The 15,497-nt window shown below is 40.1% G+C and carries 9 protein-coding genes; 8 read left to right on the top strand and 1 reads right to left on the bottom strand.

The annotated features are described in order from the left end of the window. Nucleotides 1-419: 419 nt before the first annotated feature. Nucleotides 420-1,484 carry a hypothetical protein gene (locus ACFO6W_RS14895; RefSeq protein WP_379997783.1) on the bottom strand — a complete coding sequence of 355 codons (1,065 nt, stop codon included), beginning with the start codon at nucleotides 1,482-1,484 and terminating at the stop codon, nucleotides 420-422. A 426-nt stretch (nucleotides 1,485-1,910) separates the two neighbouring features. On the opposite strand from ACFO6W_RS14895, the gene ACFO6W_RS14890 reads away from it, so the two are divergent. The 8 genes from ACFO6W_RS14890 to ACFO6W_RS14855 all read left to right on the top strand — a co-directional run bounded on the left by ACFO6W_RS14890 (nucleotide 1,911) and on the right by ACFO6W_RS14855 (nucleotide 15,358). Further along, nucleotides 1,911-2,912, top strand: coding sequence for a LacI family DNA-binding transcriptional regulator (locus ACFO6W_RS14890; RefSeq protein WP_379997781.1), 1,002 nt, complete (start codon nucleotides 1,911-1,913; stop codon nucleotides 2,910-2,912). 72 nt (nucleotides 2,913-2,984) lie between these two features. Continuing rightward, nucleotides 2,985-4,232, top strand: coding sequence for a sugar MFS transporter (locus ACFO6W_RS14885; RefSeq protein ID WP_379997779.1), 1,248 nt, complete (start codon nucleotides 2,985-2,987; stop codon nucleotides 4,230-4,232). A gap of 36 nt (nucleotides 4,233-4,268) precedes the next feature. Beyond that, nucleotides 4,269-5,429 carry a glycoside hydrolase family 172 protein gene (locus tag ACFO6W_RS14880; protein WP_379997777.1) on the top strand — a complete coding sequence of 387 codons (1,161 nt, stop codon included), beginning with the start codon at nucleotides 4,269-4,271 and terminating at the stop codon, nucleotides 5,427-5,429. Between the two features lie 222 nt (nucleotides 5,430-5,651). Further along, complete coding sequence (locus ACFO6W_RS14875; protein ID WP_379997775.1) at nucleotides 5,652-8,231, top strand: GH116 family glycosyl hydrolase; 2,580 nt, start codon at nucleotides 5,652-5,654, stop codon at nucleotides 8,229-8,231. A 4-nt stretch (nucleotides 8,232-8,235) separates the two neighbouring features. Further along, the gene (locus ACFO6W_RS14870) at nucleotides 8,236-9,477 is read left to right on the top strand and encodes a DUF6786 family protein (protein WP_379997773.1); all 1,242 of its coding nucleotides are present in this window, start codon (nucleotides 8,236-8,238) and stop codon (nucleotides 9,475-9,477) included. 36 nt (nucleotides 9,478-9,513) lie between these two features. Further along, the gene (locus ACFO6W_RS14865; protein ID WP_379997771.1) at nucleotides 9,514-11,610 is read left to right on the top strand and encodes a glycoside hydrolase family protein; all 2,097 of its coding nucleotides are present in this window, start codon (nucleotides 9,514-9,516) and stop codon (nucleotides 11,608-11,610) included. Nucleotides 11,611-11,622: 12 nt separating this feature from the next. Beyond that, nucleotides 11,623-13,554 (top strand): glycoside hydrolase family 172 protein, encoded by a 1,932-nt coding sequence (locus tag ACFO6W_RS14860; protein ID WP_379997769.1) that lies wholly within the window; start codon nucleotides 11,623-11,625, stop codon nucleotides 13,552-13,554. Between the two features lie 28 nt (nucleotides 13,555-13,582). Next, nucleotides 13,583-15,358: an L-fucose isomerase gene (locus ACFO6W_RS14855; protein ID WP_379997767.1), complete on the top strand. Its 1,776-nt coding sequence runs from the start codon at nucleotides 13,583-13,585 to the stop codon at nucleotides 15,356-15,358. Nucleotides 15,359-15,497: the final 139 nt, after the last annotated feature.

Raw genomic sequence — 15,497 nt, 5'->3', positions numbered from 1 at the left:
TGGTTAGAGCGCTACACTGATAATGTAGAGGTCGGCAGTTCAACTCTGCCTGGGACTACCAAGCACAATAACACAATAAGAATTTGAGATAAGAATCCTAAAATTTAAGCAGGATCTTCAATGCAAAACACATGATCTACTACATGGTAGGATTAAAATAAAGAACTTCATACATGCTTTTGTTATGCTATATTGTAAGTTAGAAGAGAACAATAGATAATAAGAGCAAAAAATCCCAATAAGATTAAGTATTAGACCAGGGAAGGGAAGGCGAAAGGACACTTTGCATCTGATGTTTATCCTGTAGACAATCAATGTATACAGGTTTGAATGTATCGCACAGTTGACAAAGAGCAAACTATTCCCTCTATAATAGATTTGAAATCAATAAATGTTAGAGTAAAAGAAATGATAACTGCTTATTTTTCTTTCTTTATCCTATTTATGAAGTCTTCAGGAGACTCAGGTGTAATGCCAAATATATACCGGTTCCCGTTTTTAAAAAGCTCCTTCATTTCGAAATTTTCAAATGAAATTCCTCCCGGAATAGGTGATTTACTTGCCCAGTATGTATAGCGGCCATTGACAATTCCTTGTGTTTCTTTGCTTGGATTTGTGCTTATCCAATATTGTGTAGCCACATTTCCGGTGTATTTCCAATGTTGATGCGTACCTTCAGCATAAACGGCTGTAGATGGGTCTTTCTCGTTTGGAGCTGCTATAAAGTAAGCAAAACCTTTAGGGTCTTGTATCATGTCTTTTAAGGAGAAGAAGGCATGTGGAGTAAATGCATCATTTGTGTAATAAGGCCATATGTCGGCAGAATTCTTTTCATAGCTGTCGAGATACAGTGTCCGCAGGCGAGCCTTGTTTCCCATAGTGGCGGTCAGAATAAAGTTATTCAGCTCGGTTGAGTTCTCGTATGTATAGCTTGTCAGTTCAAATTCATATGGACGATTCTCAAAGAAACGCAACCGAACATATACTTTTGCCCCATTGTCGAATGGCTCCGAAAAAATATAGACGCTTAATGTCTCTATGCCATTCTTGTTTTCAATGATTCCTCTCACCGGAAATATTTCGTTGCTGTTGGAGGTTTGATCTGCATTATCAGAACTCCAGAAACGTTTGCCCCTGATGCCGGGATCCCAGCTACTCATTTCCAGTTCCGAGAGCCCTCGTTGTTCTTGACCCGCAGGTACAGGTTCCATTGCTATGAAGTTTGTGACTATATGCCGTTCATGATTTAAATAGGGAGTGAAAATCCGAATTAGTCCTCTGGGCATAATGTCTAGTTGGGGAATCGCGACAGAGATCCCTTTTGTATGTCCCCATATTGCCATTGCCGGCTTTCCCTGTGTTGGCTGTATCCATACTTTACTTGTATCGGGTGTCACCAGATTTTCAAATTTCAGTTTTTCATGCTGTGCTTTTGATAATAATGTAAATAGGCAGAATAGAGCAATGGAAATAATATTCTTCATGGTTCTTCTATTTTAATAAAACGATTAACTACAACAAATGTATAAATTAATTAGAAATAAATATTGAAGAGAATGCTATATTTTCATCGCTGGCAATGCATGATCCTGAATTAAAGTGATTCTTTTTCTTTGATATAATGCTATATCTATTTTATTATATTGTTTATAAACAGATGTTTATGTACTTTGTTTCTGTGAATAATATACTTCTTTTGCTTCAAAATAGAAGCGTAGAAAATTTATATATAAGCTGTGACTCAAATATGTTTGGAATTATGTTAAATGTTAAAATAAATGATCTATAAAAAAAAATAACAGATAAATTTGCTAAAACGATTTAATAATATTACGTTTGTATCATGGGGTGTCATAATTAGTTGTTAAAGAGTATAAAGCCCTATTGAATCGATCAGGTAAAATGAATTTATGGCTAGAGTTTCTATAAAAGATATTGCGGAAAAATTAGGTGTGTCCAGTGCTACGGTCTCTTTGGTTTTGAATGAAAAAGACAAAGATTCCCGTATTGGGAAGGAAGTTGCGGAAAAAGTCCGCCGGGCTGCAATTGAAATGAACTATAGGCCTAATATGGCTGCAAGAAGCTTGCGTACAGGGAAAACAAAGACTCTTGGCTTGATAGTTGCCGATATATCCAATCCTTTCTTTGCGAAACTGGCCAGGCATATTGAAAATATTGCGGAGGTTAAGGGGTATCAGGTTATGTTCGGCAGCTCTGATGAGTCTAGTGTCAAATTTGAGGGCCTTATTCACCTTTTTATAGAAAAAAATGTCGATGGTATAATTGTTGTGCCACCTCAAGACAGCGAAAAGGCTATGATGGAACTAGTAAAGCGTAAGGTGCCGGTAGTTTCTGTGGATAGAGGTCTCGAAGGTTTGCCTGTAAGTTCCATTCAGATTGATAATATAGGAGCTTCTTTTCAACTGACTAATATTCTGTTGGAGCAGGGTTGTAAACGTATCGGTTTTATGGCTTATAATATAAACCTGCCGAATATAAAGAAAAGATACGAAGGTTATGCTAAGGCTTTGAAAATGAATGGAGTTTCAGTTGATGCTGATCTTGTCCGTTCTGTGACATTCGAGAATTTTGAAGAAAATGTAAAGCAGGCTATAGCTGCATTGATGACCAAGAAGGTTGATTCTGTTGTTTTTGCAACCAACAGGGTGGGAGTACAGTCATTAATTGCGTTGAGAGAATTTGATAATTATCGCGATTTGAAATATGTAAGTATAGATAATCCGGATGAGTATATTTTTGCAGATATAGATATTACATGTATAGAACAGCCTGTGAAGGAACTTGGGGAAAGAACCCTGGATATATTATTCAAATATATAGAGAATCCGAAATATAAGATTGTGGAAAGCGTGACTCTACAAACAAATATTGTGGTTCCGGGGAAAAATTAACAAAAACGGAAAAGGTAATTTTTTTTTATTTTTAGTTAAACGTATAAGCATATTTTTATTAATAATACTATAATGGAAAAACACAAAAAAAGGAAGTTATCATTATTTGCCTCACCCGGCGGAGGGAGTTATTTAATCCCTTTCATTCTGGTTAGTAGCCTGTTTTTAATGTGGGGGATTGCTCATGGGTTACTTGATGTTCTGAATAAACATTTTCAGGAAGCGTTTACTATGACCAAGGCTCAATCGGGGTTTGTCCAATTCTCTACTTATATAGCATATGGTCTTATGAGTGTTCCCGCAGGGATGTTCATGCGCCGTTTTGGATATAAAAAGGGGATTATATTTGGCTTGTTGATTTACGCCGTAGGGTCCTTTTCTTTTCTTCCGGCGGCCTATCTTCATTCAGCCAATCCGTTTTTTATAGCACTGTTTGTTGTTGCGTGCGGATTATGCTTTCTTGAAACTGCGGCAAATCCTTATTCAACAGTGTTAGGACCGAAAGAACGTGGCGCGCAGCGGCTCAATTTGTCCCAGTCGTTAAACGGATTGGGGTGGATTCTTGGCCCACTTATCGGAGGTGCTCTTATCTTTGGGGCAGAAGAAGGGGATACGCTAGCTTTAACAAAGCCTTATATTCTACTTGGTATTTGTACGTTGGTTATTACAGTATTGTTCTTTTTTGTCAAACTTCCCGATATACAGGAGTCTGATGAGGAAGCCGTTCAGGAAGTTACCGAAAGCGGGCAAGATAAAGCCATACCATTATTCCAGCACCGGCATTTTGTGCTGGCGATAGCGGCTCTGGTCGCATATATGATGGCTCAATCGGGAATATTTGGTTTTTTTATCAATTATGTGATGGAGCAGGATCATAATATATCAAAAATAGAGGCTACGCAGTTATTATCATTCGGAGGTATGCTTTTATTTATGATTGGCAGGCTGTCGGGGAGCTTTATCATGGCAAAATTCAAGCCTCAGCATATTTTGTCTCTTTATGCTTTTATGTGTACTATATCCATGGTTCTGGTCATCCTTTCTTTAGGGAAGATATCTTTATATGCCCTATACATTAATTTCTTTTTCATGTCTATTATGTTTCCTACGATTTATGCATTAGGGCTTGTAAAAATGGGCGAGCACACAAAGCGTGCCGCATCATTCTTGACCATGGCTGTTGCAGGGGGAGCGTTTTCTCCGATTATAATGGGAGCATTAGGTGAAGAAAATATGGCTATCGGATTTTTTATTCCGCTCGCATGTTTCTTATTTATTTTATATTTTGGCCTGTATGGCTATAAACCGGCAAAAGGTTAAACCGAACTTTCAATTATTATCTAAAAATAAAATACCATGAAAAAAACTTGTTTTCTAATTAGTCTTTTTTTTATAACGCAGCTTTTATTCTCGCAAGAAGCGTTTAACGGTCTTGGTGTGGATATGAGTAATCTGCATCGGCTATCTAATGCAAAAACACGTTCTATCAGCCCTGAGAACTTTACAGGAGAAAAGGGTAAGGGAGGAATGGCCGATCCTGCTATGCAGGGAGATAAGCGAAATGTAGCGAACGCTCACCATGCTGCGCGCGATCTCGGGCCTACATGGAAGGTTAATCCGTATGTCCATATAGCGCCCGGCGAAACTTTTACATTAGCTGAGATTGAAGGTCCCGGAGCTATCCAGCATATTTGGATGACACCTACGGGCAACTGGCGCTTTTCCATCCTGCGTTTTTATTGGGACGATGAAAAAGAACCTTCGGTAGAATGTCCTGTCGGAGACTTTTTCGGTATGGGATGGGGTGTTTATGCTCCTCTAAGCTCATTGGCCATATGCGTTAATCCGGGAAGTGCATTCAATTGTTACTGGACAATGCCTTTCCGTAAGAAATGTAAGATCACCATGGAAAATGTCAATCCGGGAGATGCGATGGTGCTTTATTATCAAGTTGACTATACTCTGACTGATGTCCCGGCTGATGCAGGGTACTTCCATGCGCAATTCCGCCGTACACATTACAATGAAACATCAGATTATACAATGATTGACGGAGTTAAAGGAAAAGGACATTACGTGGGTACATATATGGCCCAGGGAGTAAATAATAATGGATGGTGGGGCGAAGGAGAAATCAAATTCTTTATGGATGGAGATACTAAATATCCTACTATTTGCGGTACCGGCGCGGAAGATTATTTCTGTGGATCTTACAACTTTGACCGCGAAGGACAGTATAAAGAATTTTGTACGCCTTATGCAGGATTGCATCAGGTTATTCGTCCCGATGGAACTTATCGTTCCCAGCAACGCTTCGGTATGTATAGATGGCATATAACAGATCCTGTACGTTTCGAAAAAGATCTCAAAATAACGATTCAAGATTTGGGCTGGAGAGCAGGCGGACGTTACCTGCCTCAAAAATCGGATATATCTTCAGTCGTTTTTTGGTATCAAAGCGAACCACATGCTAAATTTCCGAAATTGCCGGGTTGGCAGGATTTAGAGGTTAATTAATAATTTAGGTTACTTGTCTGAAGGGGGAAGATAAGGTTTACATCCCCCTTTAGATTCTGTCCGGGAATATATTTATAAGATACTTCTTGTCCCTCTTAAGATAATAAGTAAGAAAACGAAAACGTATAAGTCCTGAAGGCTTATTATAATCTACTCTTAATGTTTTTTGATACCTTATCATAAAGGTATATTCGTCATCCTTAATTTAACGAGACTGTATCTATGAAAAAAGTACACCATAGCCTGTTATGTATGGCTGTGATTGGGTTGGCATCTCTTATATGTTGTACCCAGAAAAGTAATAGGGAACGACTCCGGATCTATAATGAAAAATATACAGGGGATTATACAAACCGGATTGCCTTCCCTATAGGGGGAATGGGAACAGGGATGTTTTGTATCGAAGGAAGTGGTGCGATATCAAATATGTCGTTGCGGCATCGTCCAGAGGTTTTTCATGAACCTGCCATGTTTGCGGCCCTTCATATAAAAGATGTCAACAATACAACCAAAATCTTAGAAGGTCAGGTCCCTGACTGGAAAAAGTTTGGAATGCCGCTCTCTGCTTTAGGTGGAGGTGGGACATGGGGGCTACCCCGTTATAAGGAAAATACCTTTACTGCTCGTTTTCCATTTGCCGAAATAGAGTTGAAAGACGATCAAATGCCTGTGGATGTAAAAATAAACGCATGGAATCCATTTATCCCTACAGATGCTGATAACTCGAGCCTGTCGGTAGGGGGATTGGAATATGAATTCAAAAATACAGGCGATACTGTCATCGAAGCAATTTTTTCGTACAATACACGCAATTTTATGTATGTACACGGGAAAGGTACCTCTTGTATAAAATCACACGAAAATGGCTTTATTCTATACCAGTCCGGAGCCGGGGATGAACCTTTTCATCAGGGTGAGTTTGCTATATTTACTGATGATCCTGAAACTAAGGTAAATCATAACTGGTTCAGAGGAGGGTGGTTTGACCCGCTGACTATCTGTTGGAATAATGTCGTTACAGGAACAATAGAAAACAATCCACCCGAATTAGAGGGGGCTACCGGAGCGTCATTGTTTGTTCCCGTGAAACTAGAACCCGGAGAAGTTAAAACAGTGAAACTCTATATGGCTTGGTATGTACCTTACTCTAATCTGCGCATAGGCGGAGATCCTAAATCCGGATCGGACTATCCAAATATCCCTGAATGTACAGATAGTACAACAAAATGCTATCCTTATGATAATAAAGGGGATGGGAATTACCGTCCATGGTATAGTAATAAATTTGAGAACATAAAAGAAGTTTCTGCTTACTGGCTTAAAAACTATAATGATCTGAAATCAAAGACCAAACTATTTACAGAGGCTTTCTATAATAGTACGCTTCCTGCGGAAGTGATTGAAGCCGTTGCGGCTAATCTTACAATATTAAAATCCCCGACAGTCTTCCGCCAGTACGATGGACGTATGTGGAACTGGGAAGGGTGCGGAGATACCTGGGGATCGTGTCATGGTTCCTGTACACATGTTTGGAATTATGCGCAGGCAGTGCCCCATCTGTTTCCGGCAATGGAACGCACATTGCGGGAGACAGAATATTATGCAGGCCAAAATAAGGAAGGCCATCAGGTATTCCGGAACAATTTGCCTATACGTCCTGTTATTCACGATTTCCATTCGGCAGCGGACGGACAGCTCGGCGGTATCATGAAGGTCTATCGCGAATGGCGTATATCGGGCGATAATAATTGGCTCAAAGAAATATATCCATTCGTAAAAGCAAGTATGGACTACTGTATCAGGACATGGGACCCGCGTGAAGTAGGGGCGATAGAAGAGCCTCATCATAATACCTACGATATTGAATTCTGGGGAGCTGATGGTATGATTACAAGTTTCTATACCGGGGCATTACAGGGGATATGTTTGATGGGGGAATATTTGGGAGAAGATATTTCACGTTACGAAGCGCTGATGGACAAGAGTAAAGTATATATGGAAACAAAGCTTTTCGATGGTGAATATTTTATTCAGAATATACAATGGAAAGGTTTGAATGCGGACGATCCGACTAAAGTACAGGCATTTAATTCGGGCTATTCGGATGAAGCCCTTAAAATATTGGAGGCAGAAGGTCCTAAATATCAATACGGCAAGGGCTGTTTGTCAGATGGTATATTAGGTTCGTGGATGTCAATTGTATGCGGAATGCCTGAGATAATAGATAAAACGAAAGTTACGAGTCACTTGAATGCCGTGCATAAATATAACCTGAAACATGATTTACGCGAACACGCGAACCCTCAACGCCCAACGTTTGCAATGGGTAATGAAGGTGGCTTGCTTCTCTGCTCCTGGCCGAAAGGAGGTAAACCTAAACTCCCGTTTGTATATAGTGATGAGGTGTGGACAGGTATTGAATATCAGGTTGCTGCACATCTGATGTTCGAGGGCGAAGTAGAGAAAGGTTTGGAAATAGTGCGTACATGCCGTGACCGTTATAATGGAAAAGTACGTAATCCTTTCAATGAGTATGAATGCGGAGCATGGTATGCCCGTGCAATGGCCAGCTATGCCCTTTTGGAGGGACTGACCGGTATCCGCTATGATGCAGTAGATAAGACAATTTATTTCGACTCCCGCATTGGGAATGATTTTGTGTCTTTCCTTTCAACCAATACCGGATTTGCAAATGCGGGATTGAAAAATGGAAAGCCGTTTCTGGAGGTTAAATACGGAGAAATCGATATTCAGGAGTGCCTGGTTTCGGGAAAACATCACCAAATAGATATAAAAAAATAATAATATGATTAAAATCAGTCAATTTATAGCCCTGATCTTGGCTTTAGGCCTATTGTTCAGTTGTGCTAATTCTAACAAGAAGGGAAAAGAAACCGCTATGGAAAATTATGAAAAAGGAACATTCGGATACGATCTGAATTATCTGTCTGAAAAAGACAGCTTGATAATACTGAAAGGGGATAATGAAGCTCAGGTAATCGTCTCTCCCAAATATCAGGCAAAAGTATTCACCAGTACTGTTGATGGGGCAAGTGGCAGGAGTATGGGGTTTATTGGTTATAAAGCTTTCGAACTGGCTGTTCCTGATGAACATATGAATGGCTATGGAGGCGAAAATCGTTTTTGGCTTGGGCCTGAAGGTGGAAAATACTCTGTCTATTTCGAAAAGGGAAAGGAGCAGGTCTATGATAACTGGCATACACCTAAGCCTATTGATATAGAACCATGGGAATTGATTTCGGCAACTGGCCAACAGGTTGTTATGAAAAAAGAGATGGAGGTAAAGAACTTTCTTGGGACGCAATTTAAGTTGAATGTAGACCGTACTGTCGAATTATTAGATGGAGAGCAAATAAAGTCCCTGCTAGGTATCCGGTTAGCTGATGAAGTGAAATATGTTGCATATAGTACCCGTAATATTATTACCAATAAAAATGATTTTGAATGGACTAAAGCTACGGGTACGATTTCTACATGGATATTGGATATGTTTATCCCGGCACCAAAAGCTGTAACTATTATTCCATTTAATAAGGGTGATGAAAAAACGATGGGTAAAATCGTGACCAGTGATTATTTCGGCGAAATTCCTGCTGACAGATTAGCTGTAAAAGAAGAGACCATCTACCTGAAGACAGATGGTGCCCAGCGGGGGAAATTAGGTTTGAATTCATTCAGGACAAAAGGTATTGCCGGAAATTATGATCCTGGACTGAATAGATTAACTATCACTACTTTCGATGTGGAAAAAGGAGCTACTTATCTTAATCAGGAATGGAATCCTTCGAAAGATCCGCTTGTCGGCGATGCTATGAATGCATACAACGACGGACCTCTTGAAGATGGTAGTATAATGGGGCCTTTCCTGGAAGTGGAGAGTTGCTCCCCGGCCGCTTTCCTCAAACCAAATGAGTCCCAGGCTCATAATCATAATGTATTCCATTTTGTGGGAGAACCTGCTCATTTGACAAAAATAACGGAAAAACTGCTTGGAGTTTCTATAGATGATATTACCAATGCATTTTAAATGAAATAATTATAAAAGGGGCACAATATATCAGATATGAATAAACGGATATATCATTTGTTAGTAATTAGTTTTCTGCCTCTCTTTTCAAGTCTTCTTTTTCCGGTTAGGGTATTAGGTGAAGAGTTGTTAGAGATAAGAAAACTACCAAAAGAATTTCAGACTGTAATTCACAGTATCGAGTTTAATCGTTTAGGTTCAATTAATCCTCAGCAGGAAATAAAGAACCTAGACAACGGTTTGGTTCATGTCAGGCTTATATTTGATTTGCCTGCCGAAATAAAACAAGATGACTGGCAGCTAACGATACAGCCTGCGTTTATCCCTGACTTTAATTGGGCCCCTCATATTACTCCCGGAGAGAAGAACATTATCGATCAACATGTTTTTCGTAGTCCTGCTATGATCGTGACTGATAATAATCAGGGATTAGCTGTAATACCGGATATCAATATTATGAAAAATGGCACTCCTACACGATGGTATATGGATATGATCGCTTCGGAAAATAAGCTTGTATTAGGTATGAGTGAAACACTTGTATCAGGACATGTTATCTATGAGCGCAAAGAAGGAGCAGTATATCCTAAAGGAAGGGTTGAATTCGGCTTTTATCTGATGAAATATGCGGATAAAGAAGATCTGGAAAATCCTTTTCGCAGACCGTTAAAGTTCTTCTGGAAAAATTGGGGAAAGAAACTGTATGAAGAAGGAAATCCGATAAAAGGAGATTTGGAACCTTATGTCGATTATACTTACAACTGGGCGTTCAATACATGGAAAGATGCCGTTTGGCAAGAATTTATGTTAGGTGATAAGAAAGTGGGTGCTCCGGTGTTTATCGTAAATACAACTCAAAGTCCTAATTACCCCGGCAGAGTAAATGAGAGGGAGTTTCGGTCGATATGGAATCAGGCATGGTTTAGTTCTTTGCGTTCGGCAAGTGGATTGTATCGTTATGCCCGTCGCAAAGGCGATAAGGAACTATTGAATAAGGCGCTACTCTCAAAAGAATTAGCTTTGGCCACTCCCATGAAAGAAGGTTTTTTCTATGGGCTGATCGGTACGGAGATGGAAACGGTAGAAACTGAAGGGAAGCAATATAACCGTTCGAAAGGCTGGGATACTTATTATTGGGGAAACTCCAATAGAAATCCATATACCTGGGATGCACGGAAATCTCCTTTCCATATTCTGGATATGAGTTGGACTGCTACCCTGATGCTGCGTTGGTATGAAGAATTAGAGAAAGATGAACGGTTACTGGAATATACCCGGAAATACGCGGACGCCTTATTACAAAAGCAGGATGCAAAAGGGTTCTTCCCGGGATGGCTCGACATGGAAACTCTGGAACCGATGGAATATCTTAACGATTCGCCGGAGACATCAATGAGCGTTACTTTCTTGCTCAAGCTGTATGAGTTAACTAAAATTGAAAAATACCATTCATCTGCATTAAGAGCATTAGATGCCGTATGTAAGGAGATTGTGCCTGTCGGACGGTGGGAGGATTTTGAAACTTACTGGTCATGTTGCCGTTTGGGAACACCGGAATGGGTAGGGAAGAAAGTAGAGAGGAACAATATGTACAAGCAATGTAATTTTTCTATCTTTTGGACAGCGGAAGCTCTTCTCGAAAGCTATAGAATAACTAAGAATAAGGAATATCTCAAACTTGGTCAGCGCACACTTGATGAGATGCTTATGACACAAACCGTATGGCAGCCTCCCTATATTTATGTAAATGCAGTGGGTGGATTTGGTGTAATGAATGCAGACGGAGAATGGAATGACTCTCGTCAAAGCCTTTTTGCCGAAACGATTCTTCAATATGGAAAACTGCTGAATAAAAAAGAATACAATGAGCGGGGTTTATCTGCGATCCGGGCTTCATTCTCAATGATGTATTGTCCTGAAAATCCTTTAGCCAAAGAGCAATGGGAAAGAGTCTGGCCATTCTTCAATGAAAAAGACTATGGCTTTACGATGGAAAACTACGGGCACGACGGCCGGACAAGTAAGGACGGGATAGGTATAGGTGAATTCACTATTTATGATTGGGGTAATGGGGCTGCTGCTGAGGCATATAATCGCATCCGTGATAAATTTGGCATTGAGATATTCAGATAATATATACTAAATATGAAAAAATTAATTTTTATTATTTTCGGATTTTTACTTGTTTTTCCTGCATACTCACAAAAGAAGAAAAATGCGGGTGACATTACCTTGGTCAGCGAATTGGAGCAATTATACAATTTTGCATTATTACCTCAATACCGGACCGGGATAATGGAACAAGAATCAAGTTATGACCGTACGGGAAACAATGATGACGGTTTTTCGGGGAAATATTCCTATCTACGCAAGGAAAATGGGAAATTGGTATTGGCCGATTACAAAGGACCTGGCGTTATTAATCGTATTTGGACGCCCACACCGACTACAGATACAATACAATTCTATATTGATGGCGAAAAAACTCCACGTATCAGTATTCCTTTTATAGACTTGTTTTCAGGAAGGATTTTTCCTTTTGTTAATCCGGTTTGCGGAAATGAAATAGGAGGATACTATTGTTATGTACCTATTCAATTTGCAAAATCATGTAAAATAGTATTTTGTGGTGAGAAGATCATGTTTCATCAGATACAATACCGTCCTTATCCGGAGAATGTGCAAACAGAGTCTTTCAGTATGATATGGAATACAAAGCAAAAAGAGGCTCTGAACACGGCTTGTAATTTTTGGCTCCATCAAGTTAAACCTTTAACTAGCTTGAATAAGGCTGAACAGCTGGTAGAAACAAAAGAATTTTTTATTGCTCCGGGAGAAGCTGTTCCTTTTTTCTCAGCCAATGAAGGAGGACGTATATCCGGCATTGAGTTGGATTTTGGCCCGGCTCTGGAAGGTAAATATAAAGATATTATGTTGAAAGCGCAGTGGGATGATGATGAGTCTCCTGCTATTTACAGTCCCGCCGCCGATTTCTTTGGCTACGCATATGGAAAACCGGCCATGCAAAGTCTTTTACTGGGCTCTTTTCAGACAATCAACTATTCATATATCCCTATGCCGTATAGTAAAAAAGCGAGGCTGAGCCTTGTATATGAAAAAAGGCAGGATATAAACCAATCGAAGGTAGAAGTAAAAGCCAGGGTATTTTATACAAAAGAAGCACAGAACCCCGAAAAAGAAGGCCGTCTATATAGTATCTGGCGCCGGGAAATTAATCCAAAGGAATTCGAACCCTATTTATTTGCAGACATCAAGGATCGGGGGCATTATATAGGGATCATACATATTGCTCAAGCTTTACGCCCGGGTATGACTCTGTTTTTCGAAGGAGATGATTCTACTGTAGTCGATAATAAATTGAGGATGCATGGTACAGGGTCGGAAGATTACTACAATGGAGGATGGTATGCCTTGCTCGATAGATGGGATAGAGGGGTGAGTTTGCCTATACATGGATCTCTCGATTATTCCTTACCGATGGCACGCACCGGAGGATATCGTTTTTTTATGACGGATAAAGTTACATTCGATAAGAACCTTCTGGTTACGATCGAACATGGACCTGAGCAAAACAGATTTCCTGTCGATTATACATCTCTGGCATTCTATTACGGATCAAAACCTGCTGAATGTGGTGTGTTTCCGACCGAAGAACTGCGTACGGTCTATGAGCCTTCTACACATATCTTTTATCCACAGTTAATGAACCTGTCGATCGGTCATGGACTGAAAGTTGAAAACAAAGATCGTTTGATCGCGGATACTGAAAATGAGGGAATGGTGCGCATTATGCTGGATGAAGTACCAGAGGGTGTCTATAAAATTAAGCTGACCTATTATAAAACTCCCGATGGAGGAGCTTTTGAAGTCTGGAACAGGCAAAAGCAAATAAAATCGTGGGAAGATGTATACAGCAAGACTGAAGAAAAAATGGAGGATGCAGAGTTAGGGATATTTACTCTTACCAGACATACAAATTCTATTTCAATTAAAGTGAAAAAAACAGAGAAGGGATCAAAATTTCACTTCGATATACTGACACTTGAGAAACAATAAAGAAAAAGTAATATTAAAAAAGTAAAAAATGAAAAAAACGAACTATCCAAAAATTGGGATTCGCCCTGTTATTGACGGGCGCAGGAGAGGTATCCGTGAGTCTTTAGAAGATACAGTGATGAATATGGCAAAAAGGGTTGCTGAATTTTATAGCACAAATCTTCGCTATCCGGATGGATCACCTGTGCAATGCGTCATCGCGGATACATGTATTGGCGGTGTTAAAGAAGCGGCTGACTGTGCAGAGAAGTTTGAAAGGGAAAATGTTGGAGTTTCTCTCTCCGTAACAGCATGCTGGTGTTATGGATCAGAAACAATAGATATGAATCCTCTGATACCAAAAGCAATATGGGGCTTTAACGGCACTGAGCGTCCGGGTGCCGTATATCTGGCTGCTGCTCTTGCCGCACATACGCAAAAAGGCCTCCCTACTTTCGGAATTTACGGACGCGATGTTCAGGATATGGGTGATCCTGTGATACCTGAAGATGTTCAGGAAAAATTGTTACGTTTTGCTAAAGCAGGCCTTGCAGTAGCCATCATGCGGGGGAAATCTTATTTGGCTATCGGATCTGTCTCGATGGGGATAGGTGGATCTATCGTAAACCCTGATTTTCTTCAGGAATATCTGGGTATGCGTACCGAATATGTAGATTGTTCCGAAGTGCTTCGGAGGATTCAGCAGGAGATATATGATAAGGATGAATTTGAAAAAGCACTGGCTTGGACCAAGAAAAACTGTGTTGTGAATGAATTACCGGATCATAATCCTGAAACAATCCGGCGCTCGCGTGAGCAGAAAGACCAAGACTGGGAATTTGTAGTGAAAATGACTTTAATCATGCGCGATCTGATGATAGGCAATGATAAGTTATGGGATATGGGATTTGGAGAAGAAGCAATGGGGCACAACGCTATTGCCGGAGGATTCCAGGGACAGCGCCAGTGGACAGATTTTCTTCCGAACGGCGATTTTTCTGAAGCAATTCTTAATACATCTTTTGACTGGAATGGCATACGTGAGCCTTTTACATTTGCGACAGAGGATGATCATCTGAATGGGATATCAATGTTATTTGGTAAATTATTAACAAATACGGCTCAGATATTTGCAGATGTAAGAACATATTGGAGTCCTGCAGCTTTGGAAAGGGTTACAGGCTGGAAACCGGACGGCCTGTTGGAGAATGGGGCTATCCACCTGATCAATTCCGGAGCATGTACTTTGGATGCTACAGGAGAGCAAACCAAATATGGTAAACCTGTAATGAAACCTTTCTGGGAAATAGACGAAGAGGAAGTAAATGCTATGCTTAAAGCGACAAAGTGGGGGCCTTCTTCCTTAGAATATTTCCGTGGAGGTGGTTATTCTTCCAAGCTTTTGTCAAAAGCCGGAATGCCTGTTACAATGTGCCGCATTAATCTGGTGAAAGGGCAAGGGCCTGTTATTCAGATAGCAGAAGGATGGACAGCTACATTCCCGGAAGAAATATTTAATATAATTGATCAGCGTACAGATAAAACCTGGCCGTCTACATTTTTTGTGCCCAGACTTAACGGACAAGGCCATTTTAAAGATGTGTACTCTGTTATGAATTATTGGGGAGCCAATCATGGAGCTATCAGTTACGGGCATATCGGAGCAGATCTGATTTCGCTTGCTTCCATGTGTTCTATCCCTGTCTGTATGCATAATGTGGATGAGGATAAGATATTCCGTCCATCGGCATGGAGTGCCTTTGGTTCTGATACTGAAGGTTCTGATTATAGGGCATGTAATACATATGGCCCGATCTATAAATAGAAGGTCGATATAAAAACAGGAGGAGTTTTCTCCTAAGCTCTTCCTGTTTATAATCTTTAAAATCAATAATAAGATTTTTTACACTGTTTCACCTTAAACTAAAAATTATGAAAAAGGAACTGCTATGTAATCTCAGAAT

It is taken from the genome of Dysgonomonas termitidis (genome assembly GCF_042654545.1).
GTDB lineage: Bacteria > Bacteroidota > Bacteroidia > Bacteroidales > Dysgonomonadaceae > Dysgonomonas > Dysgonomonas termitidis.
The sequence above is the reverse complement of the archived record's forward strand: the minus strand, read 5'-3'. Positions and strand labels throughout refer to the sequence as shown.